Annotated in this window: 23 protein-coding genes; 3 read left to right on the forward strand and 20 right to left on the reverse strand. The window is 60.1% G+C overall.

Features of this window, described 5'->3' with window-relative positions; genetic code table 11:
• Positions 1-7: 7 nt before the first annotated feature.
• The 6 genes from ACVOLQ_RS14845 to amaB form a co-directional block, all read right to left on the reverse strand.
• Positions 8-895: a DMT family transporter gene (locus ACVOLQ_RS14845; protein WP_481528483.1), complete on the reverse strand. Its 888-nt coding sequence runs from the start codon at positions 893-895 to the stop codon at positions 8-10.
• Positions 896-927: 32 nt separating this feature from the next.
• On the reverse strand, positions 928-1,971 hold the full coding sequence (murB, locus tag ACVOLQ_RS14850) for a UDP-N-acetylmuramate dehydrogenase (RefSeq protein ID WP_481528463.1): 1,044 nt from the start codon (positions 1,969-1,971) through the stop codon (positions 928-930).
• Positions 1,968-3,023 (reverse strand): quinone-dependent dihydroorotate dehydrogenase, encoded by a 1,056-nt coding sequence (locus tag ACVOLQ_RS14855; RefSeq protein ID WP_313171692.1) that lies wholly within the window; start codon positions 3,021-3,023, stop codon positions 1,968-1,970. Before ACVOLQ_RS14855 ends, murB begins: the two co-directional genes overlap by 4 nt.
• Before the next feature lie 4 nt (positions 3,024-3,027).
• Positions 3,028-3,798 (reverse strand): class I SAM-dependent methyltransferase, encoded by a 771-nt coding sequence (locus tag ACVOLQ_RS14860; RefSeq protein ID WP_313492662.1) that lies wholly within the window; start codon positions 3,796-3,798, stop codon positions 3,028-3,030.
• Between the two features lie 7 nt (positions 3,799-3,805).
• Positions 3,806-4,102, reverse strand: coding sequence for a DUF4190 domain-containing protein (locus ACVOLQ_RS14865; RefSeq protein WP_313171694.1), 297 nt, complete (start codon positions 4,100-4,102; stop codon positions 3,806-3,808).
• 126 nt (positions 4,103-4,228) lie between these two features.
• Complete coding sequence (gene amaB / locus ACVOLQ_RS14870; protein WP_481528464.1) at positions 4,229-5,761, reverse strand: L-piperidine-6-carboxylate dehydrogenase; 1,533 nt, start codon at positions 5,759-5,761, stop codon at positions 4,229-4,231.
• A 256-nt stretch (positions 5,762-6,017) separates the two neighbouring features.
• Between amaB and kdsA the strand changes: the two genes are divergently transcribed.
• A complete protein-coding gene (kdsA, locus tag ACVOLQ_RS14875) occupies positions 6,018-6,863 on the forward strand; it encodes a 3-deoxy-8-phosphooctulonate synthase (protein ID WP_313171696.1) in 846 nt (281 codons plus the stop codon).
• A 226-nt stretch (positions 6,864-7,089) separates the two neighbouring features.
• Here the strand turns inward: kdsA and galE are convergent, their stop codons facing one another.
• The 9 genes from galE to ACVOLQ_RS14920 form a co-directional block, all read right to left on the reverse strand.
• Positions 7,090-8,082: a UDP-glucose 4-epimerase GalE gene (gene galE, locus ACVOLQ_RS14880; protein ID WP_481528465.1), complete on the reverse strand. Its 993-nt coding sequence runs from the start codon at positions 8,080-8,082 to the stop codon at positions 7,090-7,092.
• Complete coding sequence (locus ACVOLQ_RS14885; protein WP_481528466.1) at positions 8,079-9,215, reverse strand: glycosyltransferase; 1,137 nt, start codon at positions 9,213-9,215, stop codon at positions 8,079-8,081. Before ACVOLQ_RS14885 ends, galE begins: the two co-directional genes overlap by 4 nt.
• The gene (locus tag ACVOLQ_RS14890; protein WP_481528467.1) at positions 9,215-10,375 is read right to left on the reverse strand and encodes a glycosyltransferase; all 1,161 of its coding nucleotides are present in this window, start codon (positions 10,373-10,375) and stop codon (positions 9,215-9,217) included. The genes ACVOLQ_RS14885 and ACVOLQ_RS14890 overlap by 1 nt, the downstream gene beginning before the upstream one ends.
• Positions 10,365-11,255, reverse strand: coding sequence for a glycosyltransferase (locus tag ACVOLQ_RS14895; RefSeq protein ID WP_481528468.1), 891 nt, complete (start codon positions 11,253-11,255; stop codon positions 10,365-10,367). Before ACVOLQ_RS14895 ends, ACVOLQ_RS14890 begins: the two co-directional genes overlap by 11 nt.
• Positions 11,252-12,364 (reverse strand): hypothetical protein, encoded by a 1,113-nt coding sequence (locus tag ACVOLQ_RS14900; RefSeq protein WP_481528469.1) that lies wholly within the window; start codon positions 12,362-12,364, stop codon positions 11,252-11,254. The genes ACVOLQ_RS14895 and ACVOLQ_RS14900 overlap by 4 nt, the downstream gene beginning before the upstream one ends.
• A 181-nt stretch (positions 12,365-12,545) precedes the next feature.
• Positions 12,546-13,586, reverse strand: a complete 1,041-nt coding sequence (locus tag ACVOLQ_RS14905) for a glycosyltransferase (protein ID WP_481528470.1) — start codon at positions 13,584-13,586, stop codon at positions 12,546-12,548.
• Entirely contained in the window at positions 13,561-15,015 is a 1,455-nt protein-coding gene (locus ACVOLQ_RS14910) for a flippase (protein WP_481528471.1), read from the reverse strand. The genes ACVOLQ_RS14905 and ACVOLQ_RS14910 overlap by 26 nt, the downstream gene beginning before the upstream one ends.
• 12 nt (positions 15,016-15,027) lie before the next feature.
• A complete protein-coding gene (locus ACVOLQ_RS14915; RefSeq protein ID WP_481528484.1) occupies positions 15,028-16,194 on the reverse strand; it encodes a nucleotide sugar dehydrogenase in 1,167 nt (388 codons plus the stop codon).
• A gap of 53 nt (positions 16,195-16,247) precedes the next feature.
• Positions 16,248-17,672, reverse strand: coding sequence for an undecaprenyl-phosphate glucose phosphotransferase (locus ACVOLQ_RS14920; protein WP_481528472.1), 1,425 nt, complete (start codon positions 17,670-17,672; stop codon positions 16,248-16,250).
• Between the two features lie 377 nt (positions 17,673-18,049).
• On the opposite strand from ACVOLQ_RS14920, the gene ACVOLQ_RS14925 reads away from it, so the two are divergent.
• Entirely contained in the window at positions 18,050-18,460 is a 411-nt protein-coding gene (locus ACVOLQ_RS14925) for a low molecular weight protein-tyrosine-phosphatase (protein WP_481528485.1), read from the forward strand.
• Between the two features lie 39 nt (positions 18,461-18,499).
• Positions 18,500-20,731, forward strand: a complete 2,232-nt coding sequence (locus ACVOLQ_RS14930) for a polysaccharide biosynthesis tyrosine autokinase (RefSeq protein WP_481528473.1) — start codon at positions 18,500-18,502, stop codon at positions 20,729-20,731.
• 74 nt (positions 20,732-20,805) lie between these two features.
• On the opposite strand, the gene ACVOLQ_RS14935 is transcribed toward ACVOLQ_RS14930, so the two are convergent.
• The 5 genes from ACVOLQ_RS14935 to ACVOLQ_RS14955 form a co-directional block, all read right to left on the reverse strand.
• Entirely contained in the window at positions 20,806-22,947 is a 2,142-nt protein-coding gene (locus ACVOLQ_RS14935; RefSeq protein WP_481528486.1) for a YjbH domain-containing protein, read from the reverse strand.
• On the reverse strand, positions 22,944-23,714 hold the full coding sequence (locus tag ACVOLQ_RS14940) for a capsule biosynthesis GfcC family protein (protein ID WP_481528474.1): 771 nt from the start codon (positions 23,712-23,714) through the stop codon (positions 22,944-22,946). The genes ACVOLQ_RS14935 and ACVOLQ_RS14940 overlap by 4 nt, the downstream gene beginning before the upstream one ends.
• Complete coding sequence (locus tag ACVOLQ_RS14945) at positions 23,711-24,403, reverse strand: YjbF family lipoprotein (protein WP_481528475.1); 693 nt, start codon at positions 24,401-24,403, stop codon at positions 23,711-23,713. Before ACVOLQ_RS14945 ends, ACVOLQ_RS14940 begins: the two co-directional genes overlap by 4 nt.
• 8 nt (positions 24,404-24,411) lie before the next feature.
• Positions 24,412-25,518 (reverse strand): polysaccharide biosynthesis/export family protein, encoded by a 1,107-nt coding sequence (locus ACVOLQ_RS14950; protein WP_481528476.1) that lies wholly within the window; start codon positions 25,516-25,518, stop codon positions 24,412-24,414.
• Positions 25,519-25,605: 87 nt separating this feature from the next.
• Entirely contained in the window at positions 25,606-26,010 is a 405-nt protein-coding gene (locus ACVOLQ_RS14955; RefSeq protein ID WP_481528477.1) for a hypothetical protein, read from the reverse strand.
• Between the last annotated feature and the right edge of the window lie 172 nt (positions 26,011-26,182).

Genomic DNA, 26,182 nt, shown 5'->3' on the forward strand with positions numbered 1-26,182 from the left:
TGCCCGCTCAGGCGGGGGTATCGCCGGCGCGGGCGTTCTGCAGGCTCTCGCGGCGTCGCGCCAATACCGCCTCACGGTGGGCGATATAGGCATTGGCGCCGAGGATGATCAGCGCTCCAATCACGGTCCAGCGGTCCAGGGTCTCGCCGAACAGCAGCCAGCCCATCGTTACCACCAGTGGCAGCTGGGTGAAGCTGATGGGCGTGAGTGCGGAGACTTCCCCCAGTTTCAGGGCACGGGTCCATAGCAGCTGGCCCAAGGTTCCCATCACTCCGGTGGCGACCAGCCACAGCCAGGCGATGCCGCTCGGCCAGACCCAGACGAACAGCGCCGGGATCAACGACAGCGGCACCCAGAACACATAGGTGTAGAGCACCACGGTATCGGGACCGTCGACGCGGGTCAGCTGTTTGATCTGGATGGCGACCAGAGCGCTGAGTACCGCGGCCAATACCGCGACCAGGCTGCCGAGTTCGAAGCTGTGCGCGCCCGGGCGCACGATCACCAGCACACCGGTGAAACCGGTGATGACGGCCGCCCAGCGTCGGATACGGACCTTCTCACCCAGCCACAACACCGCAGCGATGGTGACGAACAGCGGCGTTGAGTACGACAGGGAGATAGCCTGCGACAGTGGCAGATGGCCGATTGCCCAGAAAGCGCACAGCATCGAGGCCAGGCCAATCACGCTACGCAGGAAATAACGTGGCAGCTGCTGGGTGCGCAATGGCGCGTGGCCGGGCCGCAGCAGCATCGGCAATAGCGCCAGCAGGCCAAAGCCATTGCGGAAGAACGCTACTTCCTGGGTGGGGACGTAGTCGGTGGCAAGACGGATGGCGACGGCCATCAAACCAAAAGCCATCGCACTACCGAACATCAGCAGGGCAGCGCGCATGGCGGTGGAGCGGGGTGCAGCCAAGGCAGTATTCACCAGCGGGCGCCGACCAGCCTCGGTTCGGGTTCAATCGGCACGCCGAACTTTTCCAGCACGGCGGCCGACACGCGCCGGGCAAATGCCAGCAATTCGGCGCCGGTCGCGCTGCCGTGATTGACCAGTACCAGCGCATGATTGGGCGAAACCCCTGCATCCCCTTCGCGCTGGCCCTTGAAGCCGGCCTTCTCGATCATCCACGCCGCCGATATCTTGCGGTTGCTGGCATCGTTGCCGGGAAACACGGGCAGCGCCGGGTAGTGCTGCAGCAATACGTCGATCTGTTCAACCGGCAGGATGGGATTCTTGAAGAAGCTACCTGCATTGCCGAGCACGGCGGGGTCGGGCAGCTTGCGTTGACGGATCGCGATGACGGCGTTGGCGACGTCGGCCGAGACCGGCAATTCGATTCCCATGGCCTGCAGCTCCTCGCGGATGCCTGCATAGTCCAGCTGCAATTCGTGCAGCAACGGCAGACGGAACTCGACGGCGACGATCAGGTAGCGATCAGCCTCGTGCTTGAACAGGCTGTCGCGGTAGCTGAAGCGGCACGCTTCCTGGTCCAGGCGCACCCAGGCCTGCTCCTGCCGGTCCCAGGCCTCGACGACCTGGATGAAGTCGCCGACCTGGGCACCGTAGGCGCCGATGTTCTGGATCGGTGCGGCGCCGACGGTGCCGGGGATCAATGCCAGGTTCTCGAGCCCGGACAGGCCCTCGTTCAACGACCACATCACCAGCTCATGCCAGATCACACCTGCGCCCGCGCGGACGATGGTGTGGTCGGCGCGGTGTTCAAGCGCGGTTATGTCCCGGTTGTCGAATACCAGCACCACATCCTGGGGATCGCCGGCCAGCAGCACGTTGCTGCCGCTGCCAAGTACCAGCAGGTCGGCATCGCCGATGGTGGCCAGGGCCTCGGGCAGCGCATTGGGATCGGCGACGCGCAGCATGCGCGGGGCATGGGCATCCACGTGGAAAGTGTTGAGGTGGCGCAGCGAGGCGTTCTCGGTCAGTGACCAGGCAGTTGCGGCATTCGTCATAGCGGTGCGACGGCGCCCCCGGAGGGTGACTCGCGACGGCGGCGGATGGCATCGACGCAATCGCCGATCAGGCGTGGGCCCTGGAAGATCAGGCCGCTATAGCACTGCACCAGCGCAGCACCAGCCGCCATCTTGGCCACGGCATCGGCGCCGGAACTGATGCCGCCAACGCCGATCAGCGGCACCGATTCGGGCAGGCGCGCGCGAAGCCGGCGCAGCACCAGGGTGGATTGACCCAGCAAGGGGGCGCCGGACAGGCCGCCAATTTCCCTGGACAGTGGATCGGCTTCCACGGTGGGCCGGCCGATGGTGGTGTTGGTGGCAATTACGCCATCCACGCCCAATTCGCCGAGCACGCGTGCTGCCGCATCGATGTCGCGATCGCTCAGGTCCGGTGCCACTTTGACCAGCATCGGCACGCGCTTGCCATGTTTGGCGGCCAGTCGCTCCTGTGCTTCACGCAGGCCGGCTACAAGGCGTCGCAATGCCTGCTCTTCCTGCAGTTCGCGCAGGCCGGCGGTATTGGGCGAGGAGATGTTGACGGTGATGTAATCGGCCAGCGGGTAGACCTTTTCCATGCAGATCAGGTAGTCGGACAGCGCATCGTCATTTGGCGTGTCCTTGTTCTTGCCTATGTTGATGCCGAGCGGGCCGGGGCGGTGCTTGACCGCCTCCACGTTCTTCACCAGCGCATCAACACCGAGGTTGTTGAAACCCATACGGTTGATGATGGCGTTGTGCCGCGGCAGGCGGAACAGGCGCGGCTTGGGGCTGCCGGCCTGCGGGCGCGGGGTGATGGTGCCGATCTCCACGTAGCCGAAGCCCAATGCAAACAGGGCTTCGATATGTTCGCCGTTCTTGTCCAGGCCAGCTGCCAAGCCAACCGGGTTGGGGAAGCTCAGGCCAAACGCCGGGGTGGGAAGTGGCTTGATGCGGCCGGCGATCAGCGGCGTGGTACCGGTGCGCCAGGCAAGATCCAGCGCGGACAGGCCCAGGCCGTGCGCGCGCTCGGCATCAAGGGTGAACAAAAACGGGCGGGCAATGGAATACATAAGCTCAGTTCAGCGTGCCAACAAAGGCGCGGGTTTGGTACTCAAAGGCAACCTTGCCATCGACCGCATGCGCATCAAACAGGCGCCGCAGGGCTTCCAGCATCGGGACGTGACGTTCGTGGCCGGCTTGCGGCGCGTAGGAGGAGGACAGCAGCCGACCACGCAGGCCGTCGTAGTCCAGGTGCTGCACGTTTGGCAGCTGCACCAGACCGCGCAGGCCCGGACCAAACCAGTCGCGCATGGTCTGGTCGTCCTGGTAGCGTTCGGCGACTTCGGTGTAGTCGGTGCCGTAGTCCAGCAGCAGCTGCTCGTAGCCGGCCAGGAACGGCGAGGCATCGAGCAGGCGCGAGTTCCAGTAGACCAGCGCCAGGCCACCCGGGCGCAGGATACGAGTCCATTCCCGACGTACGGCGGACGTGTCAAACCAGTGGAACGCCTGCGCTGCTGCGACCAGATCGACGCTGTGATCTGCCAGCGTAGTGGCTTCGGCAGTGCCGCCGACGGATTGGAACTTGGGGTATTGGGGGTGCAGCCATTGATCGGCGGCTGCGCGCATTGCGGCATTGGGTTCCACTGCGATCAACGGATGGCCAGCAGCCAGGAACGGCGCGCTGGAAATACCGGTGCCAGCGCCGATATCGGCGACCAGGGCAGAGCGCGGCAGGCCGATATCGCGGTGCAGCCACTCCAGCAGCGTGGACGGGTAACCCGGTCGATAGCGCACATAGTCCGCTACCCGGCTGCTGAAACGTTGGGTTGAATCGGGTTGTCCCATGCCAGCCTCAGGAGTTCATCGCCGCGAGGCCCGCCAGGCCTCCGAAGAACACAAGGATGGCAATGAAGAAGATGATGCCGATCAACCACAGCGCAGTAGCCAGCCAGCCCAGCACCAAGCCGGCCACAGCCAGACCGTCACCGTCCATTTGACCGTTGCTGCGGCGGATTTCGCCACGTGCCATATGGCCAAAGATGATGGCGCAGATGCTGCCAATGGCAGGCAACAGGGTCCAGCCAAGAATGCCGGCGACCAGGCTGATCACGGCGTAGCTGCTGGTCTGGCGAGGTGCAGGGATGCTCATCGGGAACTCCGTATCAGCTGTAGAAAGCCCCTCTCCCGCGCGCGGGAGAGGGGTTGGGGTGAGGGCAGCTTTACAGCTGGGAACTCTCCCGATTCAACGCCCCGACCAAAGCCAGGACAGGCACCATCAAAGATCGAACTTGATGCCCTGGGCCAGCGGCAGCGAGTCGGAGTAGTTGATGGTGTTGGTCTGGCGGCGCATATAAACCTTCCATGCATCCGAGCCGGATTCACGGCCACCGCCGGTGTCCTTCTCGCCACCGAAGGCGCCACCGATTTCCGCACCGGACGTGCCGATGTTGATGTTGGCAATGCCGCAGTCGCTGCCGGCTGCCGACAGGAACTTCTCGGCGGTCTTCAGGTTCTGGGTGAAGATCGACGAGGACAGGCCCTGCGGCACGCCGTTCTGCATGTCGATGGCTTCGTCCAGCGTGCTGTACTTCATCACGTACAGGATCGGTGCGAAGGTCTCGTGCTGGACGATCTCATCGCTGTTCTTCAGGCCGGTGACAATCGCCGGCAGCACGAAGTTGCCGGCGCGGTCGATGGCAGTGCCGCCGGTCTCGACGGTGCCACCGGCAGCCTTGGCCTTGGCGATGGAGCCGAGGAACTGCTGCACGGCTTCCGGGCTGTTCAACGGGCCCATCAGGTTGGCCGCGTCGGTCGGGTCGCCGATCTTGCCTTCGACCTGCTTGTAGGCCTTGATCAGCGTGGCCAGCACGTTGTCGTAGATGGATTCATGCACGATCAGGCGACGGGTGGTGGTGCAGCGCTGGCCGGCAGTACCGACGGCGCCGAACACGATCCCCGGCACGGCCAGCTTCTGGTCGGCGGTCTCGTCCATGATGATGGCGTTGTTGCCGCCCAGTTCCAGCAGGCAGCGGCCCAGACGCTGGGCAACCTTCTGGTTGACGGTGCGGCCGACCTGGGTGGAACCGGTGAAGGAAATCAGCGGCACGCGACGGTCGTCGACCATCTTCTCCGACAGCGCAGTGCCGGCATCGTTGATCAGGAAGAACAGGTCCGGGAAGCCGCCGTCCTTCAGCGCGTCATTGCAGATCTTCATCGTGGCAATGGCGGTCAGCGGGGTCTTGTTGGACGGCTTCCAGATGCAGATATCGCCGCAGATGGCCGCCAGGAACGCATTCCAGCTCCACACCGCGACCGGGAAGTTGAAGGCCGAGATGATGCCGACCAGGCCCAGCGGGTGATACTGCTCGTACATGCGGTGGCCGGGGCGCTCGGAGTGCATGGTGTAGCCGTACAGCATGCGGCTCTGGCCCAGGGCGAAGTCGGCGATGTCGATCATCTCCTGCACTTCACCGTCGCCTTCCGGCTTGGACTTGCCCATTTCCAGTGCGACCAGCGAGCCCAGTGCGTCCTTGTGCTTGCGCAATGCTTCGCCGCACAGGCGCACGGCTTCGCCACGGCGCGGGGCCGGGGTGGTGCGCCATACCTTGTAGGCTTCCTGCGCACGGGCGATGACGGTTTCGTAATCAGCCTCGGTGGTGGCCTGGACCTCGGCGATCACTTCGCCGGTGGTCGGGTTCTGCGGCTTGAGGACGCCCGCGCCAGTTGCGGAGGACCATTCCCCGTTACCCATGTAGGTGCCAGCGTTGGTGGCATCCAGAGCCAAGGCCTTGAGCAGCTCGGAAGACATTCAAACTCCTGTTTCTTAACGTGATTTTGGCGCCGTCGGAAACTGCGGGTGGGGGCGACGGAGTGAGTACTACATAGTATCAGAGTGAACCGATTGGCCTCGTCGGGGGTTGGTCTGGCCGATAGGACGGCGTGTGCCGGGTCCGGCGGCTGTGCGGACGGGGCTGTGCGGCAGGCAAGCGCTGTCGCTTTTGGCGTTTTTCGGCCATATTCGCCACCCTTGGCAGGGGTTTCCCCGGATTCAACAGGATAGACAGATGAACGTGACGATTTCCGATGGGGTAGTGGTTGGCAACACGCTGCCTTTCGTGCTGTTTGGCGGGCTCAACGTGCTGGAGGACCTCGACTCCACCCTGTATGCCGCCGAGCGCTATGTGCAGGTCACCGGCAAACTGGGCATCCCGTACGTGTTCAAGGCCTCGTTCGACAAGGCCAACCGCTCCTCGATCAACTCTTTCCGTGGCGTTGGCCTGGAAGAAGGGCTGCGCATCTTCGAACAGGTCAAGCAGCGCTTCGGCGTGCCGGTGATCACCGACGTGCATGAAGTCGCCCAGGCCGCGCCGGTGGCGGAAGTAGTCGACGTGCTGCAGATCCCGGCCTTCCTGGCCCGCCAGACCGATCTGGTCACCGCCATCGCCCGCACTGGGCGCGCCGTCAACATCAAGAAGCCGCAGTTCCTCAGCCCCACCCAGATCAAGCACATCGTCAGCAAGATCCGTGAGGCGGGCAACGAGCAGATCATCCTGTGCGAGCGTGGCGCCCAGTTCGGTTATGACAACCTGGTGGTGGACATGCTCGGCTTCCGCGAGATGATCGAAGCCACTGGAGGCCTACCGGCGATCTTCGACGTCACCCACAGCCTGCAGCGCCGTGATGCCGGCAGCGAAGCCTCCGGTGGCCGTCGCCGCCAAGTGGTGGAGCTGGCCCGTGCCGGCATGGCGGTAGGTATTGCCGGTCTGTTCCTGGAAGCGCACCCGGACCCGGACAACGCGCGCTGCGATGGTCCCAGCGCATTGCCGCTGGACGTGCTGGAGCCGTTCCTGGCGCAGATCAAGGCACTGGATGACATGGTCAAATCGTTCCCAGTGCTCGACATCGCCTGATTCGGGAAGGCGCTGCGGTCGGGTGCCGATGTGGCAGCCGGTTGCTGTCGGTTGCTGTCGGTTCCACGGTGAGGCGATTGCCGCGTAGCGCGTCCGGGCGGGCAGGCCAGCGTTGAAAGACGGCCGATCCCGGCATTGCGCACTTGTCTGCCGCCTGTCCGCGATGACCACGGTTGCGCGGGTGCGCACGGCGCTCCTGCAATGTCTCCCGGTGCGGAATGGCCGATCAGTTCTGGCTGGGGAACCAGCTGGGGGGCGCACGGTGCCATCGCCACGCGCTTTCCAGGATGGGAGTCAGCGCGGTCCACTGCGGCCGCCACCCGAGTTGTTCGCGGGCCTTGCTGCTGGACGCTACTAGCTTGGGCGGGTCGCCCGCCCGTTGTGGCGCGATTTCGAAAGGAATGGCTTTGCCGACGACGGATGCGGCAGCGGCAATTACTTCATGTACGGAAAAACCCTGGCCATTGCCCAGGTTGAAGGCATGTGCGCCCTCATGCTCGCCCATGAAGTCCAAGGCCAGCGCATGCGCCTGGGCAAGATCCTGCACATGAACATAATCGCGCACGCAGGTGCCATCGCCGGTGGGGTAGTCATCGCCAAAAATTTTCAACGCCGGGCCATCGGTCAGCGCGCTGCGTAGTACGTTGGGGATGAGGTGGGTCTCGCAGGCATGCGCCTCGCCGATGCCGTGCTCGGGCAGGGCGCCGGCTGCATTGAAGTAGCGCAGTGCCACCGAGCGCAGTCCATGGGCGTGCGCGGCGTCGGCGAGGACGCGTTCGGCCATCAACTTGCTGGCGCCATAGGGATTGATCGGAGCCTTCGGGTGGTTCTCGTCGATGACATCGTGGATGGGGTTCCCAAAAACAGCGGCAGTCGAGGAGAACACCAGTTTGCTCACCTCATGACGACGCATTGTCTCCAGTAGGTTCAACGTGCCAGTGACGTTGTTGGTGTAGTACTCGTAGGGTCTGCTTACCGATTCGCCAACGAGCGAGCGGGCACAGAAATGCATGACTGCGTCGAAGCGGCGCCCCTTGAAGGCACGCTCAAGGGCGCTGGTATCCAGTAGGTCCGCCTGGATCAGCTCGCCCCAGCGAACGGCGCCCGCATGCCCGGTTGAGAGGTTGTCGAGCACGGTAACCGTATAACCGCGCGCGGCAGCCCATTGCGCCATATGGCTGCCGATATAGCCTGCGCCGCCGCAGATCAAAATGTTCATGTGTTTCCCCGGGCCACGTGTGAATCTGCGGTTTCGCGTAGTTTCGATTGGATGAAGGAGGATATCTCTTGCTTGAAGCGTGCGGAGGAAAATCTTTCGGCCTGCCTACGGCAAGCCTGTGGCGAGATATGGTCTGGTATGGACTCGAAGCGGGCAATAGCGTCGTTGATAGCCTCAATGGACTGCTCATGGAAGAACAGGCCGGTCGCCAGCGTGGGGTCGCTACTCTCGATAACGGTTTCGAGTGCGCCGCCTTTGGCGAACGCAATTACCGGGGTTCCGGAAGCCATTGCCTCAAGTGGAACGATGCCGAAGTCTTCGACGCCAGGGAAAATAAGCGCTTTTGCATTGGCCAGGTACTCTTTCACGACCGGAAACGGCTGTCGGCCCAGCACCGTAATCCTGTCTGTTGCCTTGGCCTTGAGTGCGTCCAGCTGCTCACCCTCGCCGATTACCACCAAGCGCTTGCCATTCTGCAGGAAGGCGGCTGTCACGAGGTCGGCCTTCTTGTAGCGCGTCAGCTGGCCAAACAGCAGGTAGTAGTCCTGCTTGCTGCTGCGGCACTCGAACTCATCGATTTCGACAGGTGGGTGAATCACCGCTGCCTGTCTGCGGTAGCATTTGTTGATCCTGCGCGCGATGAAGGCCGAATTGGCGATGAAATGATCCACGCGTGCAGCCGATATCACGTCGATAGTGCGCAGATAGTGCATCAAGGGGCGCATCAATAACCGGGTGATCTTCCCTGCGCCTGCAAGATAAAGCCCATACATGTCCCAGGCGTAGCGCATCGGGCTATGGCAGTAACAGACATGCAGTGCGTCGGGGTGGGTGATGACGTTCTTGGCAGGGCCGGACTCGCTGGAGATGACCAGATCATATTCCGTCAGATCGAGTTGCTCCAATGCGATGGGCATGAGGGGCAGGTACTTCTGATACAGCCGTTGAGCGCCGGGTAGCTTGCTGACAAAGGTACGTTGCACGCGATGCCCTGCCAGTTGCGCGCGCTCGATCTCGGTCGTGGCTACGTGCGTGATCACATCAGCCTGTGGATAGAGGTCCAGCAGCTGTTCGACAACCTTCTCACCTCCGCGCCAGGTGACAAACCAGTAATGGACGATTGCTACCTTCATCAGGAGGCCAGCCCCTTGTAGAGTGAAGCCGTCTGACTGGCAACAGTTGTAGAGGAGAAGTTTCCCAGCTGTGCCGAGTGCGCCGATTCAGCAAGCGTTCGATGCAGTTCTGGCTCGTCGAGGACGCGGGTCAGTGCAGATACTGCCGAGCCGATATCACCCGCCGGATAGAGTAGGCCTGCGCCGTGGTTTTCAATCAGGTTCTTGTGGCCGATGACATTGGAGAGAACGGAAGGGATTCCCAATGACATTGCCTCCAGTACCGCCAGTGGCAAACCTTCCCAGCGTGAGGTGGAGAGGTAAGCGTCGGCGGCGGCCAGTGCGTTCAATGGGGCGTCCATGCGCCCCAGGAAGTGCAGGTTGCGGACGCCATCCGCAGCGGCTCGTCTCTGCAATGCAGCGATCTCTTCACCTGTGCCTATCCAGAGAAACCGGATATGGGGCATCGCCTTGGCAATAAGGTAGGCGTCCCCCATGTTTTTCTGATAGTCGAAGCGACTGACGGTGGCTACCACCGCAGAGCTTTCCGGAAAGCCGAGACGTCGGCGTGCCTGTCTGCGCAGCTGCTGACTGCTGTCCGGCGTATGGCTGGGCACGCCATTCACAATCACTGATGCAGGGATCGTCCGCCAAAGGCCAAGTTCGCGGGCCTGGTCCTGTTCTTCCGGCGACACATGTATCAGGTGTTCAACGTAGCGCGCACTTACATTTTCATACCGCAGATAGAGGCTTCGGAGAGAGGGGCCATAGCTGCCAACATGAATGCCATGTGGAGTGTGAATGCAGGGAGCTCCACCCAGTAGTGAAGCGATCCGGCCATATATGCCGGCGCCTTTTCCATGGGTATGAATGACCTGTATGCCAGTGCGCCGCACATGCAGTGCGAGTCGCGCTGCCTGTAAAAGACCGAATCGGCGGTGTGGAATACGAAACAGGCGTCCATCGACCAGTTCTTTGAATCGCGCCCAATAAGGATCATCCTCCGGACAGGCTATGTACGCCGTTACCCATGCAGGCAGGCTGCGGAGCAGAAGTTCAATGTGCCGGGGGCCGCCGCCGTGATCCGCCCGAGCGGAGATCATCAGCACGTGAATGCTCTGCGTGGGCTGCTTTGACATTGCCGCGCCGGGCAGCTGTGTCTGCGTGTTGCTAGTGTCCATGTCGGGTGACCAGGTCGGCGGCTTTCCGTTCGAGTTTTTCCCAGAACAGCGGATTCGAGGACATGATCGGCAAGATCCGCAAGCAATCGGCCAAGCTCCTTCCTACTTGTGGATACTTGCTGAGCGTATAGCGGACGGATGCGCGTTCTGCGGCATTGAGCTGCTTGTTCCTGTCCAGGAACTGTTCCGCGGCGTAGCGAAGTACATGCGCAGGCTTCTGCGAAATCCGCTCATGGTCGTGGCTCTCGTCAACGACATAGTTTGCCTTCCGGATATTGATGCCCTTGCCGGAGAGGTGCTGCAGCCGAACCCACATATCCCAGTCCTGCCATGCGGGCATGCTCGGCGAAAAGCCACCTGCCGATATGATGTCCGTACGCCGACAGAACACCTGGGAGCCAACACAGTTGTAGCCGTTCAGTCGGCGCTGATCTGCAACCTTGACAAAGCGGCGCGTGGCTTGGCCGCCATCCTGGCCAAGCACGACCGCATCGTCATAGAGGAATCCGAATTCCACACCTGCCGAGGTCAATCGACACCAGTTCTCATGGAAATCCGTCAGGCGGTCGGGTAGAAAATAATCATCATCATCAAGACCGGTGATGTACTCGCCAGAAGCGTTGGCGATTGCAAGGTTGCGGCTGATGCAGGCCCCCATGGAGACCTTGTTGACGATTGTCTTTACCCTGGGGTCTGCAATTGACTCCAGGTAGGCGGCGGTACCATCCGAAGAATTGTCTACAACAACCATGAGCTCCCAATGAGGATGGGATTGTTGTCTCACGGATTCGATCGCGCGTTGCAGAAGACCGAGGCGGTTGTGGGTCGGGAGGTAGATGCTGATCAACGCGGGTGTCGTTGACGAATTGGCATTGTTCATTGCAGTACGAACCTTCTTCCTTGTACGAACTCCCAGGCGGCAAGGACCATTGCGGCAAGGAGAAATGTCACCAGCCTCGGAAAAACAAAAAAGTGGCTTCCGAACCACAGGACTATCGAAAACGCGGCCCATGGATAGAGAACAAGTCCAAAGGCGCGTCGTGCCAGGATCGACTTCCAGGACAGCCCGACAAGTAGCCCGCTTGCTGCGAGGTAGGGGTATGTCCAGAGGCCGAGGTCTGCAAAGAAGTAACCGAATGCGCTTACCCAAATGTACCTCCCGTCGAGGCCAGCCGATGCGATCGCAGCAAACTCCGTCATCCAGGCCTCAACCCGGTCGGGCATTCCAAACGCATCCCTGAAATCAATGAGGTTATGAAAGAAAGGTACATGGGAGACGAAGTTGAACGCATAAATGCCACTGCCTGCGTGGGGGAAATATATATCCCCGTTGAGCAGCGCACTTAATCGATTGTATGAGGCCATGGTGTAGCCGGCGGCAGATTCAGCGATCGCAAGCGTGCCGGTTTGCCCCCTTAGGAAAGCGAACAATGAGAATGTCACGGCGCCAGCCAAGAGCACGAAGACGCCTTGGCGCAACAGGAAGCCAACGCTCTTCCTGCTGGAAGATGAAAGGGTGGTGGAGATGATCAGGAAGCCGAGTAACCCCGGTATCAAGTCAAAGCGCGCGGCTTTCATCATGGCTGTGAATACGGCGAATGCGGCAGCCAAAAAGATGCTGGTGCGAACAAGACGTGCCGGTTCGCCAGTCGCTTGCCGACGGCTGAGTATGCGTCCATGTGCCCACCAGCATACGGCGAACAACAGTGGCAAGGCTTCCGAGAGGCCGCCTGTGGCGTCATAGTCGCGCTTGACCCTGCCCGAATCAGTCAACCATTCCGTCAGCATCCATGGGTTGTTTCGAAACAGAACCGTCAGTGAAAACGCATTGAGGACGACCGCCGCCAATAGTGGAACCATGATTGCGGTATTGCTGAGTGATGGGGGCGGTGCGATTGATGATTGGCATGGTTTGGCAAGCAGTACGCCACAGCAGAATGTGGCCACACATGTCGCGAAGAACAGGAAGGTACGAACGTCGAGGAACATGACGTTTCGCTCCGGAAGGAGTGCCTCGTAGAGCTGTGGAGGGAACAGGAGGCAGGCAGTGAGGAATAGCAACGATGCCGCCGACAGGACGAATGGTGAAAACAAGTTGGCGCTTCTGTTTCGCAATTTCATTGGCGTGGCTGATGATCCTGTGCATGGATCCCAAAAAGGAGGGAGGGTGCTATAGAGGGAATCTGTCGCACAAACCGAGCTGATTGGTTCGTCCTTCCCGGATCGCGTCACGCAATAGCTGGTACCGCTGGGGTTGACCGCTGCGCAGTGCAAAATACTTAAGAAGGATCATGTAGATTGCGCTGTTAAGCGCATACTCGAGCCATGAGGTTCGCCAGACATTCCTCTCGAACCACGCCAGATTGCGTATGCCGTAGTAGGCGCGAAAGTCGGAGCGCCCATGCAGAAGGCGAAGGAAGTTGTTCGGGTGCGCCTCGCGCAGGTACCAGGAATGCTCCAGATCCTCAATTTCGGCGCAAGTTACCAGTTCAATTACACCGCCACCTGCAGTGATGCGGTAGGTGTACTCGGTATCATCCGCATACAGAACCAGTTCGCATTTCGGTAGGCCAATTCGCTTGAATAGCATGGCTGATGCCAACAGCCCTCCGTATGGTGCGTAAGGCATGGACACTATCGACGCGGGCCTATGCGCTCCTGGTGCTGGCCTGATCCTGCGCCATATCTTGAAGGCGATCTGCCGGTAGTGAAACCCCAGAAAGCTGGAGCGCGGTGGATAGGCGTGCCTTGCTTCTATGCCTTGGGCAATGGCGGATTGATGGGTCGGGCGAAAACCAAGGACAGCAGCATTCTCCATGCCGTGGACCGCGCTGCTGGTTGCCAACCGGTCATGCAGCGCGGAAAGTGCGCCGCGCATGGGGGCGTTGTCATCGTCCATCAGCCATATATAGTCCGCTTCGTCAGCCAGTGCAGCGGCGATCCCTACGGCATAACCGTTAGCAGATCCCGTGTTGGTTTCCAGGGATAAGACGCGCAGACGGGGGGCCCATTGCTCTTCAAGCAGAGAAAGATCAGAGGTCGAGGCGTTGCTTACTATTACCGCGCGGCCCACGTTCTCGATACAGAACGCCCGCTGCAGAAGTGCGTGGAGATAGTCGATGCGATCGCCGTAAGTGACGGTCACCAATGTCGTATTGGGTGACGGAACGGACGAAGAAATGGGGTCATTCATCTTGGTGGATGCGAACAAGGAGGGTGAATGCGTATGCGCCGCCCATGAGTGCAGCCGCAACGCAGAGAATCAATCGTCCTGAGGCGGATGGAATGAGTGGCGAAATGCACATGATGGCCGCGCCACCGGCTGTTGCTGTCAGCAGGGAGATGGCCTGGCGCCGGGTGCCGGGCACTGCCAGACAGGCGAGTGTCGTCAGCAGGACGAAGTCGAGCAGCATTCGTCCACTCCAGGCAACTGCTGCTCCAAGGATCCCGTGCCGCTCCAGCAGCAGCCACAGCGCAGTGGCGTAAATCGGGAGCTCAAGAAGGTGCAGTTTGGCCGGAGTTCCCGGGAGGCCAATGGCCTGCAACAGCGCATGCGGGATACGCGCGAAGGAATTCGCCAGCAGGCCTACGCAAAGCCAACGAATCAAAGGTGCTGCTTGCAGCGAGAACTCCCTGCCCATCCACAAGGTAAGCGCTTCGGGAGCGAACGCGTAGATGGTCAGCGCAATGGGGAGCATTGTGGCAAGCATCACCGATGCAACGTCGCGGTGGAGCGACAGGACTCCCTGTCGGTTGCCGGCCGCCCATCGGGCGGAGAATGCCGGAAAGAACACTCCGATGATGGCGACAGGAATGAAGCTGAGGCGGTTGATCAAATCGCCAGGTATTGCATAAACAGGCAGCAGGTGAATGGCCACGATGCTGCCGATGACAATCTTGTCCAGCTGCGTCATCAGCGGGCTGATCAGATTGCTTAGCGTGACCCAACTGCCGAATTTCAACAGTTCCCGCAGGTGCGTTGCGCGGAACCTTCCAGCCAGTATGGCCGCCGTATCACTGCGCCTGGCCGCGAGGATGTAAAGCCATGTAGTAACGATGCGGCTTACTGCAAGTGCAATCGTTGCAGGCACCAGGCTGAGCGACCAGATCAGCATCAACAGCGGTGCGGCAAAGCTGAGCATTCCCATCAACAGCCGGATACGGTTGATGCAGTCGAACCTGAGTCGAGCTTCAAGCAGGCCGATGAACCCCGTGGATGCAATGACGAAGGGAATGCTGATGCCCAATATGCGAAGGCTGAGCACGCACTCCCGGTGCAATGCCGCCTCCAGCTGCAGCGATCGCACGAGGATGGGGGCTGCAGCTACCAGAAGCAGGCATGCAATCCCGCCCAGGCTGCACATGGTAAAGATCGCGGTCGTCGCGAGGTCGGGAAGTTCGGCGATCCTTCCGCTACCTAGTCGATCGCAAACAAGCTTTGTAAGTGCGCGACCGATGCCAAGATCGAAGATGCTGAAATAACCGATCAGCGCCCAGATGATGGTCAGGAAGCCGAAGCGCTCACTTCCATAGCCTGCGAGAAGGCTTGGAGTTGCAAGGAACGCAAACGCCAATGGAAGCCCCGCGCCGGAAAGATTCCAGATTAGGCTATGTGCGAAAGAACGGGGCTTTCCTGTCATGACCAGAGGAACTCAGTCCGCGCCAAAAATGTCGCGGCTGTATACCTTTGCTTCCACATTCCTCAGCTCATCGGTAACACGGTTGGCGATGATTACGTCGGCGGAGGCCTTGAACCGAGCAAGGTCATTGACAACTTCCGAGTTGAAGAACGTTTTTGCCTTTAGGGTTGGCTCGTGGATGATGATTTCCACATCTTTGGCTTTCAGGCGCTTCATGACGCCCTGCACGCTGGATGCGCGGAAATTGTCCGAACCGGATTTCATCGTAAGCCGGTAGATTCCGACTATGCGCGGGGCTGAGCGCATGATGTCGCTTGCGATGAAGTCCTTGCGGGTTCTGTTGGAATCGACGATTGCGCTGATCAGATTCTGGGGGACATCGCTATAGTTCGCCAAAAGCTGCTTGGTGTCTTTTGGCAGGCAGTATCCTCCGTATCCAAAGGATGGATTGTTGTAGTGGCTGCCGATTCTCGGATCCAGCCCGATGCCATCGATGATCTGGCGTGTGTCGAGGCTGTGCATCGATGCGTAGGTATCCAGCTCGTTGAAATAGGCTACGCGCATCGCCAGATACGTGTTTGAGAAAAGCTTGATCGCTTCGGCTTCAGACGAGCTGGTATGCAGCACGTTGACGTCTGCGCACGCGGATCCCTGTTGCATCAATTTGGCGAATACCCGTGCATGGGCTGTGGTGCCGCCAATGACGATGCGGCTGGGATGGAGGTTATCGTGCAGTGCGCTACCCTCCCGAAGGAACTCCGGCGAAAAAAATATGTTGTCAGCATTTCGTGATTCGCGCAGGCGCGTTGTGTAGCCAACCGGGACCGTGGACTTGATCACGATGGTGGCTCTCGGATTGATCGCCAGAGCGTCGTCGACGACAGACTCTACGGAGCTGGTGTCGAAATGGTTGTTCTCTGGATCGTAGTCAGTCGGTGTTGCCACGATGACGAAATCTGCGTTGCGATAGGCAGCATGCTTGTCGGTTGTTGCGGTGAGTGCCTGCTCTCCGGAAGCAAGAAACGTCTCGATACCGCCGTCCTTTACCGGCGAGCGTCGCTTGTTCAAAAGTTCGATGCGCTCGCTGCTCACATCCAGCACCGTCACATCGTTGTGCCTGCAAAGTAGTACCGCATTGGACAGTCCAACATAGCCAGCTCCGACCACTGCAATTTTCATTGGCATCAGGGCGGGGCTTTCTTTCAGACCGATGTTCTGCTTCATTTTTTTGCTCAGTACGCGTTCTTGTTAACGAAACCCTTGAACAGGGTCGCAACAATGATCCGGAGGTCAAACCCAAGCGACCAGTTCTCGATATAGAAAAGATCGCATTCGATGCGCTTGTGCAGATCGGTGGAGCCACGCCAGCCGTTGACCTGTGCCCAGCCGGTGATGCCCGCCTTGACCATGTGTTTTTTCATGTATGACGGAATCTCATGCTTGAACTTGTGCACGAATACCGGTCGCTCAGGGCGCGGGCCAACGATGGACATGTCGCCGAGCAGCACATTCAAGAACTGGGGAAGCTCGTCCAGGCTGGTCTTTCGCAGGAACGCCCCGATTTTGGTGGCGCGACTCTCGCCGGCCTTGGCCCACACCGCGCCGCTGGCGGCTTCTGCATCCACAGGCATCGAGCGGAATTTGAGCATCTGGAAGGTGCTGTTGTTCCAACTCATGCGCTCCTGGCGGTAGAACACCGGGCCGGGGGAGCTCAACTTCACCGCGATTGCGATGGCCAGCATCAGCGGGGAGATCACCAACAGGATAAGTGCAGCGAGCAAACGGTCCTCCAGTGCCTTGAGCACGCGAGCGTTTCCTTGCAGTGGTGTCTGCTGGAGATTGATCACCGGCAGGCCTGCGAGCTGCTCGATGGAGTGGTTGAGCAGATGGAAGCCGAACATGTCGGGGACGAACTTGATATCGACCGTCGAGTGCTGCAGCTGATTCAGTGCCAAGGTGATCTGCGCTTCGTCGCGCATTGGCAATGCAATCCAGACCTGGTCGGTGGCATGGCTTTCGACGTACCCGCCAAGGTCGTTCAATGTGCCCAGCAGCGCCGTTGAACTGTCAATCACACAGCGGTCGGAACGAGTAGAGAACCAACCCTGGATGCATATGCCGGCCCAACTGTTGTCGCGCAACGTGGTGATGATTTTTTGTGTGTCCGGCGTGGCGCCGACGATCACTGCGGTGCGCAGGTCGTTGCCGCGCGCGCGTGCCCATGCTGCCGTTGCCCGAATCAACAAGCGCAACAAGGAAACGGATGCCAGGCTCAGGAGGAACCAACTCCCTACCCACGCGGTTGTTTGAGCATCCGCAGCCTTGATCGCGGCAACATAGGCAAACAGACAGCCGAAGATGACCAGCCACTGCAGCAGTACGTTGGCCAGTTCTGTTAACAGGCTGCGCCCACGCCAGCTCGAGTAGATGGAGGACATGCTGAGCACGAGAAGGCTGAGCAACATGGTGATCGCGATCAATCGCCAGTAATGCACTGACAGTTGCACATCATTGAATTGCAGCTGATAAGCGGCCAGCGCAGTGCCCAGGAGCAGCAGTGGATCGCTGATTTTGAGAATCATCCCAAAAGTGGCGGCAAGCCGTCCGGATGGGGCTCTCCAGTGCTCATGATGGGGGTTGCGGCGCGCGATCCACATGGGATTTCTTCTTTCTTCGTTGCGTGGAGCGCCGATAGGAAAGCGGCGAAACCACTGGCGACGGGCTTGATTGGCAGGAACTTTCGACCAAGTCGCAAATGCATTGTTTCACTTGCTCTCGAATAGTATCAGTTTGTTTCATTCTGTACACTGCGCCGCGGCAGGTCTTGCCGGCGAGCACTGCCCGGATGCTCTGATCGCGTCGGCGCGGTTTCAACAGTGGTTTGCGGGCGAAGCGGCACTCCTTGCCCAGGGCGACTCGGGCAAGGAGTGCGTGGTCTGCGTGGTGCATGGGTGTGAGGCTCCCGGCGACGCAGCATTCCCGTGATCGAGATGACTGAGGTCGTTACGTGTTCAAAAAACTACTGCTTGTCTGTGTGGGCAACATCTGTCGCAGCCCTACCGCCGAGATATTGTTCCGCCAACGGCTGCACGGGCGGGCAGGCGTCGAGGTGGCTTCGGCGGGCCTGCATGCTTTGGCCGGAAACCCAATCGATCCAACGGCTGCGGCCTTGCTGTGTGAGCAGGGGCATGACCCCAGCGCGCATCGGGCCAGGCAAGCAACGCCATCAATTCTGGGTGCCGCCGACCTGATCCTTGTCATGGAGCGTGCGCATCTCGCGCAGATTGCGCGAGAGGTGCCGCAGGTCAGCGGAAAAACGTTCCTGCTGGGCCGTTGGGACGACATCGAAGTGCCCGATCCATATCGGCAACAGCGCATCGCTTTCGAGCATGTCTATGGGCTGATGGAGCAAGGCGTTGCTCGTTGGGCCAACTACATTTCCTAGTCGCCCTGAGGCGGCAGAACAACTATAAGAACGGAAGTCATGGAAAAGGATAATCGGGTACGCTCGGTAAGGCAGGACGGCGAGATCGATCTGCGTGACCTGCTTGGCGTTGTGTACGATCGCAAGTGGTTGGTCGTCGGGACTACAGCGCTCTTCGCCGTAGTCAGTGCGGCATATGTGATATTGGCCGCACCGGTGTATCAGGCACAGGCAATGATTCAGGTCGAGTCGAAGGTTCCCGCTATTCCGGGATTGTCGGATCTGACTTCGTTGACGGGTGGCGGTAGTACGGCGGCGACCACAGAGGTTGCATTGCTGACCTCGCGCATGGTCGTTGGTGCTGCAGTTGATCGCCTGCAGCTGGATATCTCGGTAGTGCCGCGCCGGTTTCCGCTGCTGGGCGGATACATCGCCAGACGTTTTGACAGCCGTTCGCCTGGTGATCTGGCCGGTGCAGCAATGGGCCTTTCCAGTTACGGCTGGGGTGGTGAGACACTGGAAGTTCACCGTCTCGATGTACCCGTCGGTCTGCTCAATCAAACCATGACGTTGATTGCGGGGATTGACCCGGGCAGTTTCGTGCTGCAAGGGCCGAGCGGCGAGGAGGTTTTGCAGGGTGTGGTTGGGATGCCTGTCGAGGCGGCCGGCATCAAGCTGGAAGTCGCCAGGCTGCAGGCAAACCCAGGCATGCGTTTCTACCTGGAGAAGCAGCGTCGGCTGGATGTTGTGGTTGATCTGCAGAAGGACATCAAGGTCGCTGAGCAGGGCAAGGAGTCTGGCATCCTGAAGTTGGCCTACGAGGGGCGTGACGCGCTGGCTGCCGAGGCGTTGCTGCAGAGCGTGGCCGAAATCTATGTTCGACAGAATGTCGAACGTAGCTCCGCTGAAGCAGCGTCCCAGCTGCAGTTTGTGAAGGATCAGCTGCCGACGGTGCGTAAGCAGGTCGAGACCGCGCAGGCGGCGATGGCCGCCTATCAGTCCCGCTCAAATGCAGTGGACATCACCATGCAGACCAAGGGGTTGCTGGAGCAGGAAGTGGCGGTTGAAACCAGCCTCCAGCAGCTGCGTTTGAAGCAGGCTGAGCTGGATCGCACATTCACTCGCGAGCATCCGGCCTATCGCGCATTGCTCAAGCAGATCGGCGGCTTGCAGGCGCGCAAGGACAGCTTTCGCGGTGAGGTCAGTGCGTTGCCAGATACGCAACAGGAACTACTGCGGTTCACCCGTGATCTCACCGTCAGTAACGAGCTGTATACCGCGCTGTTGAACCAGGCCCAGCAGCTTGATGTGGCGCGGGCAGGCTCGGTTGGTAACGTCCGCATTGTGGATGCGGCAGTTGCGGACATGAGCAACCCGGTGAAGCCAAGAAAAGCAGTTGTGGTTCTGGCTATGACTTTGCTCGGCGGTTTGCTGTCGACCGCCTGGATATTCGGGCTGCGCATGTTGAATCCGGGCATTGAAGATCCGGCCGACATCGAAGAATTGGGGTTGCCGGTGTATGCCGCGATTCCGCTGAGCAGCTCTACCAGTCTGCTGCAGTCGACCAAGAGCCGGCGAGGGAAGCGTAAACCGGTTGGGGCGAGCACGGGTTCGCATCTGCTGGCAATGGTGGCACCGGCGGATCTGGCAGTCGAAGCGTTGCGCAGCCTGCGCACCAGTCTGCATTTTGCGATGATGGAGGCAAAGAACAATATTCTGCTTGTGTCAGGGCCTCGTCCAGGCATCGGCAAGACCTTCGTGGCCGCGAATCTGGCAGCGGTGATTGCGCAGGCTGGGCAACGCGTATTGGTCATAGATGCGGATATGCGCAGAGGCAGCTTGCACAAGGTGTTGGGTGTTGAGCAAGGCTGTGGCTTGTCGGATCTGCTGGCGGGAAAGATTGATGCCAGTGAAGCGGTCAAAGGCATGCCCGGTCTGGAGAATTTGCACTACCTCGCACGGGGCGAGGTGCCGCCGAGTCCGTCGGAACTGCTGATGCATCCGCGCTTTGCACAGGCACTTGAGGAGCTGCGAAAGAGTTACGACCTGGTGATCATCGATACGCCGCCTATCCTGGCTGTGACTGATGCGGTGATTGTCGCAAAACACGCGGGATCAACGCTGATGGTTACGCGCTTTGGGGTGAATCATCCCAAGGAAATTCTGTTGGCGGTAAAGTCCTTTGAGCAGAATGGCGTGCAGATCAAGGGCGCAATCTTCAACGCAGTTGAGAAGCGTAGGACTGGCTATTACAGCTATGGCTACTACGACTACACGTCAGAAAAGGTCTGATCGGGTGGAAATGCCGGTGCTGTGTGCTCCGGATGTGAGAAGGGCTGGCTGCTGAACGCAGTCAGCCCTTCCCATTAGTCCCGCAGCGCGTCCCGGTTCCTGAACAAGGCATCCATCCCGCGCTCGGCAGTCATCTGATACAACATGTAGGAGCGACTCAAGCGTGCGCCGCCATCGCGACTCAGGGGGCTCCAGGACAGATTGGCGCGGGTCCTGGTGGAGCGGGGCAGCATCAGGTCAAACGGCACCGAGACATGGATTCCCTTGTCGAAGCTGCCCTCGCCAAAGGCCTGCGTCGACACATCGGTCTTGGTTGCATACGCGCCCATGCTGGCGCCGTTGTCGAATACGCGATTCAAGGCCAGTGTTGCACCCCAATCCTTGGCGATATAGCGGCCGGCACTGAGTGTCGCCACCACTTTGCGCGTGTCGCCCCATACGTAATAGAGGCTGGCGTGACCGGTGGTAACGCGGTAGTCGCGGAAGCGCAGGCGCTGGTCGAAGTCCCGCTGCTTTACCGTGTTTACATCGGCACCGATCGCCCAACGGCTCAGTAACGGCCGATACAGCAGCTCACCACCGATGCCGCCATACATGGCTTCAAACAGGCCGACATAACCCATGGCGTAGAGGTCGGGCGCAATCCGGGCGGTTGCGGTGAGCTGAAGATTTGGCAACGTCGCGTCAGCTTTAGTCAGGTACTGCCGCACATCGGTACGCACCCGCGGCAGTTGGCTGGGGGCGTCGTAGCGGAACTTGTCATAGTTGTTGAAGAGGTTTTGGTTCAGTGCGCCACTCAACCAGACGTTGTGGGTGAAGCGCAATTCGGCGCTGTAGCTGCCTGCTATCTGGAACAGGATGAAGTTATCCGGGCCGCCCAATGATTGCTGGTAGTCAAGATTGAAGCTGCCTTCGAAGCGCCGCAAAGGAGCTTGGTGCACCGTATGCCGGTAGGTACGGGCGGGCGCGGCCATATCGATGCCGAGCAGGTTCGCTGCCAGACGGTGGTCGGCAAACTCCTGGAATCTGGCACGCTCCACACTGTTCTCGATCAGCGGCATCCCCTGCCGGCGGTTTTGTACGCTGAACCAGCGGATGTCCTCCGGAGCTGTCTGGTCGAGGATGCGCACGGTACGCCCGAAAGCGATGGCCGGCTCCAGATAGCGTCGCTGTTCACCAATCACAATGAGCTCAGGTCCGCGCTGAGTGATGTGGCTGACGCGAATGCCCGCGTTCTCTTCCAGCTGGCGCGATAGCGCTGCCCAGTCTGTCGGCGCTGGAGCTGCGGAGGTACTGCTTTGATCATCCGGTGCTGTGTTGTTCGCTTTGCCGATGATTGGAGCGGGGTCAAGTGACTTTGTTGCTGGTTGTGTGGTGGCCAGGTTGCCGTGCAGGGTGAGGCCAAAGACCGGCTTGTCACCGCGCTCCCAGCCCAGCTGGAACTGCAGGTTGTCATTCAATGCGTATGCCGCGCCGATGTTCAGCGGCAGTGGTTGGCGTTGATGATTGCGTTGCGGTTCATTGCGATAGTCGTTGCCCTCGTACTCAAGCTTGATCTGCAGCGGCTGCCATGGGGTTTGGTAGGCCACGCCTGCAAATACACCCACCGGACCACGGAACACGCCGGAGGTGTTCAGTTCGCCAGCCTCGTTGGAGTGATTCGGCCGGGTCTGGAAGCGATCATCAATGAGCTTCAGCGGATTGCCGAAGTCACCGCGGTTGCCGATGTAACCCGTAGCCAAGCCAAGACTGACATCAAGCGGACCAAATCGTTTGCTGGCGACAAGGTATTCGCTGGAGAATAAGCCGGTTCCGCCGAGGTCCCGCGTACCCATGGCGATTTCAGGCCGCCATCGACCCTCTTGCAGCAGACGCACTTTAAGGTCGATGGATTTGTCTTTGTAGTTCTGGTTGCCACTCAGGGACGCATGACCATAGCGGCGATTGGCAATTGAGATGTAGCGGAACGATCCCTCCAGCCAGGGCATGGGCTGCATGCTTACCGTGTAGCGGCTGTAAGGGGAGGTATGGCTTGCGGTGATGCTTACCTCGCCTTCGTCGGCCATGCGGGCGGTTGGAGTTTGCATCAGGCCCACGCCACCCCAATCGCTTGCGCCTGGTGCCGCTGCTTGTTGTGCGTGGAGTTCAGCGCTGATGCACAGGCATAGCAAGCTGACGCTGATCGGGATCAGCGATTGTCGGAATGGGGGAGTCACAAACTTGTTCCAGGCGCGGCGAGAAGCTGGGTGGCAAGGAAGCGGGCGGCATCCTCGTTGAAGTTGGGAGCTGTCTTGCGCACAACCGCCTCTGCGAGAGGGAAAAAGATAACTGCGCCGGGCGCCAGGCTCGAGGCTGGTCCGCGATTCCACCCTGCGATACCGAGTCTTTCTATGTGGCCATCGGGTTGAATTACATGAATGTAGTCAGCACTCGCGCCCGCGGCGGCTTGGCAGCTTTTCAGGTACCTCAAGGGCGACTGCAAAGGGATATGCGCAAGAGTGCATTGTTGCGCTACAGCGCCGATGATGGTGATCGTGGTGGGGCGCGAGGGATAGAACAGGTGATCGCCAGCTTGGACGGGCAGGTCGTAGGCGCGCGTCGCCTCGAGAACACGCGGATCCAATCGGTACGCTGCACGACCAGTAACGGGCAAGCTGTCGATCCACAACAGCAGCTGTTGGATGTTGGAGGCCACAGCCGGCTTGCTTGTAGCTTGGCGCTCCAACTGCTGCAGGTCGAACATCAAGCCTGCTTTCAATCGGGTCTGTTCGAGGCGCTGCGGCTCGCGCAACAGTGCGGCGCCCAGAATGTAGGCGTCGGCGGTCGGTGCCGCGGTCAGCGCAAGACGGCTCAAGCGGCTGCCGGATGGGAGCTGATGTTTGCCAGGGTTGTACACATTGCCAGATGCTTCCACAGGCATCGCTGCTGCATGCGCGGAGGTTGCCCACAGCAGCAAAGATATAAGAGTGGATGCGCGCATCATTGGTTACCCAAGTCGGGCGCGAAAGGCTTAAGTTGAATGATTTCCAATGACCTGTCGGGCGCGATGGTCTGGACGCTCTTCCAGATGAAGCCGTTGCCTGGATCTACCCAGTAGTGATTGGCTGCAGACCAGTCGCTGCCCTGCAGCGATTCCTGCACATGCAGAAGGGTGCGGGTTTTGCCAAGAATACTCAGCCTCTCGTGGCCGAGAGGCTGCAGTGTGCCGCTCACGGTCATGCCGTAGCGGTATCCTGGCATCACGTCGTAGCGACGTTGTACCGTGGTACCCGGCGCGACACCGCGCAGGTCCGCGAAAGGATTCTTTCCATGAATGGACATGCCACGCAGCTCCACGGGCCCGCCATGGGTGGCGACGACCAGGCCATGCTGCAGAAAGACGATGTTCTGGTCGCTGCTGTACCAGGCTTGACGTTGCCCGTCGATATTGCCCAGCACCAGAATCGCACCACCATCTGCACCAGTGACCTTGATCTGCGCAAATCGACTGGCAGCAATGGAATCGGCATCCATTGCGATATCCGGCTTGCCACGCATCGCAATGCCCACGCTTTTCAGACTGGCTTGTGCCACTGCGCCGCAGCCCGTCAACAGCAGGCTGGGTGTCAGAGCGGCGATCACCGTCAGCATGGCGGGCGTTGGCGCCACGGCAGCAGCATCCTTGCGTTTCATTGTGGGTCTCAGTTGCTGTCCAGGTCGCTGTGTGCACTGGCCGCATTGCTGAGAATGGCGGTGAACGGCAGCAGCTGATTTACAAAGCGGCTCCAGCGGGTAACCCCGGCTGCGCCGACAAATACCACGTCGCCGGGATACAGCTCGAACTGACTGGCTAGCGCGAACGCGGCCGGCGATTTTGCCTGCAGGTGGAAGACCTGCGACGGCATGTTCTGCATATCGCTGGAGCCACGGATCACATAGATGGCATCGCCGTTGGAAGTGGTCTGTATCAAGCCTCGTGCACGACCCAGTGCCTGGCTCAATGAAATCTGCCCGGTTCGGAAGTTCATTGCGCCAGGTTGGTTGACCTCGCCGACGACGAAGACTTCCTTGCGGTCCAGGTAAGGGACGTGGATCTGATCGTCGGCCTTTAAAAAGAGGTTGGTGTTGCCCCCAATGCGCCCCATCAACTCCAGGTCGATCGTGTAGCTGACCCCGTCGCGGCTGAGGCGCACGCTGGACAGATCCGCTTGGACAGGGTCCAGGCCGGATTGGCTGATGGCATCACTCAAGGTCAACGGTGCGACAGTGAGCGGAATGGTTGCTGCCTGGCGCGCGGCACCGGTGACCCAGACGCGCTGGCTGGCGTAGCTGAGCATTGACACATCAACCTGCGGTGCTTCGATATAGCGCGCCAGTTTGGTGGTGAGTTCCTCGCGCAGTTCGCTCGGCGTCTTGCCTGCCGCTGCTACTTTGCCGATATAGGGGTAGAACAGTGCACCGTCCGACTGCACCAAGCGGCCGGCAGCGTTCAGTTGCTGCTGCGGGCCAGCCGGTACGGTGAGTTCGGGGTGGTCCCACACCGTTATGTAGAGCATGTCGCCTGCGCCGATCCGGTAAGGGCCTGGCTGGTAGTTGAGCAGTACGGCCGGCAGGGCGTTGGCATCGCGCGTGGCGCGCTCCATTGCGATCAGCTTGGGTGTGATCGGCAACAGTTCGACCTGGCCGTCACTGACGGACTGGCCGCCTTGTGCGAGGGCATTGCTGCGAAGGTGCTGGCCCGGCGCGAGGACGCAGCCGGTGAGTAACAACGCGAGCGCCAAGAGGGCGACAAGACGCTTGCAGTTCATTCTGTATTCCTGGCCCAGGTGGGCTGTATATGCGCCCCTTACCGGCGCGGTGGCCGGTAAGAGGTGCGGCAGATGCCGTTGTTCAGATCACTTGGTGCCCGTCGGCCCCGGGGTCCTCGCGCCGTCGCCATTGCCGTCGTCATTGTTGGAGACCAGTGCGTAGACCAGTGCGCCGGCAGCGATACCGGCGCCAATCTTCACGCCACGGCTCAGGCTGCCACGGGCAGCGTTGCCGGCTTCTTCGGTGCCAGCCAATTCGGTGCTGACCTCTTCGACCTGCATGGCTACTTCTTCTTGGCCATAGCTGCCAGTGGAAACTACCTGTTCTTCCTGGGGGATCGTCGGCTGATCCTGCGCGACCTCATTGGTGGCTTGCGACTGCTCATCCGGTTGCTGCTCAGTAGCGGCAGGCGGAGCAATGGCCTGCTGGTCCTGGGCAATCGCAGGGATGGACAATGCGACCAGGCTGAGTGCAAAAAGGTGCTTCTTCATTGTTGCTGTTTCCGTCCTTCCATTGGAAAGTTGCTGCGGTTGTGGTTTTGCCGCCCGCAGGGGCGATGAGCTGTGCGTTAACTGGGCCTTTGCCGGCGTGCGCTTGTGGCAGCTCGCAGCAGACCGCAGAAATTATAGGAAGGCGGTCGCAGTCTCTTGATTAGGGTTTGTC

Source organism: Stenotrophomonas sp. STEN031, from assembly GCF_056759975.1.

Coding starts and splice junctions, on each gene's coding strand:
- ACVOLQ_RS14930 (WP_481528473.1), top strand. CDS start 18,500: ATGGAAAAGGATAATCGGGTACGCTCGGTAAGGCAGGACGGCGAGATC.
- ACVOLQ_RS14915 (WP_481528484.1), bottom strand. CDS start 16,194: ATGAAAATTGCAGTGGTCGGAGCTGGCTATGTTGGACTGTCCAATGCG.
- amaB (WP_481528464.1), bottom strand. CDS start 5,761: ATGTCTTCCGAGCTGCTCAAGGCCTTGGCTCTGGATGCCACCAACGCT.
- ACVOLQ_RS14900 (WP_481528469.1), bottom strand. CDS start 12,364: ATGTTCCTCGACGTTCGTACCTTCCTGTTCTTCGCGACATGTGTGGCC.
- ACVOLQ_RS14885 (WP_481528466.1), bottom strand. CDS start 9,215: ATGAAGGTAGCAATCGTCCATTACTGGTTTGTCACCTGGCGCGGAGGT.
- ACVOLQ_RS14950 (WP_481528476.1), bottom strand. CDS start 25,518: ATGAACTGCAAGCGTCTTGTCGCCCTCTTGGCGCTCGCGTTGTTACTC.
- ACVOLQ_RS14855 (WP_313171692.1), bottom strand. CDS start 3,023: ATGTATTCCATTGCCCGCCCGTTTTTGTTCACCCTTGATGCCGAGCGC.
- murB (WP_481528463.1), bottom strand. CDS start 1,971: ATGACGAATGCCGCAACTGCCTGGTCACTGACCGAGAACGCCTCGCTG.
- ACVOLQ_RS14945 (WP_481528475.1), bottom strand. CDS start 24,403: ATGAAACGCAAGGATGCTGCTGCCGTGGCGCCAACGCCCGCCATGCTG.
- ACVOLQ_RS14910 (WP_481528471.1), bottom strand. CDS start 15,015: ATGACAGGAAAGCCCCGTTCTTTCGCACATAGCCTAATCTGGAATCTT.
- ACVOLQ_RS14895 (WP_481528468.1), bottom strand. CDS start 11,255: ATGAACAATGCCAATTCGTCAACGACACCCGCGTTGATCAGCATCTAC.
- ACVOLQ_RS14845 (WP_481528483.1), bottom strand. CDS start 895: ATGCGCGCTGCCCTGCTGATGTTCGGTAGTGCGATGGCTTTTGGTTTG.
- kdsA (WP_313171696.1), top strand. CDS start 6,018: ATGAACGTGACGATTTCCGATGGGGTAGTGGTTGGCAACACGCTGCCT.
- ACVOLQ_RS14955 (WP_481528477.1), bottom strand. CDS start 26,010: ATGAAGAAGCACCTTTTTGCACTCAGCCTGGTCGCATTGTCCATCCCT.
- galE (WP_481528465.1), bottom strand. CDS start 8,082: ATGAACATTTTGATCTGCGGCGGCGCAGGCTATATCGGCAGCCATATG.
- ACVOLQ_RS14920 (WP_481528472.1), bottom strand. CDS start 17,672: ATGTGGATCGCGCGCCGCAACCCCCATCATGAGCACTGGAGAGCCCCA.
- ACVOLQ_RS14940 (WP_481528474.1), bottom strand. CDS start 23,714: ATGATGCGCGCATCCACTCTTATATCTTTGCTGCTGTGGGCAACCTCC.
- ACVOLQ_RS14860 (WP_313492662.1), bottom strand. CDS start 3,798: ATGGGACAACCCGATTCAACCCAACGTTTCAGCAGCCGGGTAGCGGAC.
- ACVOLQ_RS14890 (WP_481528467.1), bottom strand. CDS start 10,375: ATGGACACTAGCAACACGCAGACACAGCTGCCCGGCGCGGCAATGTCA.
- ACVOLQ_RS14865 (WP_313171694.1), bottom strand. CDS start 4,102: ATGAGCATCCCTGCACCTCGCCAGACCAGCAGCTACGCCGTGATCAGC.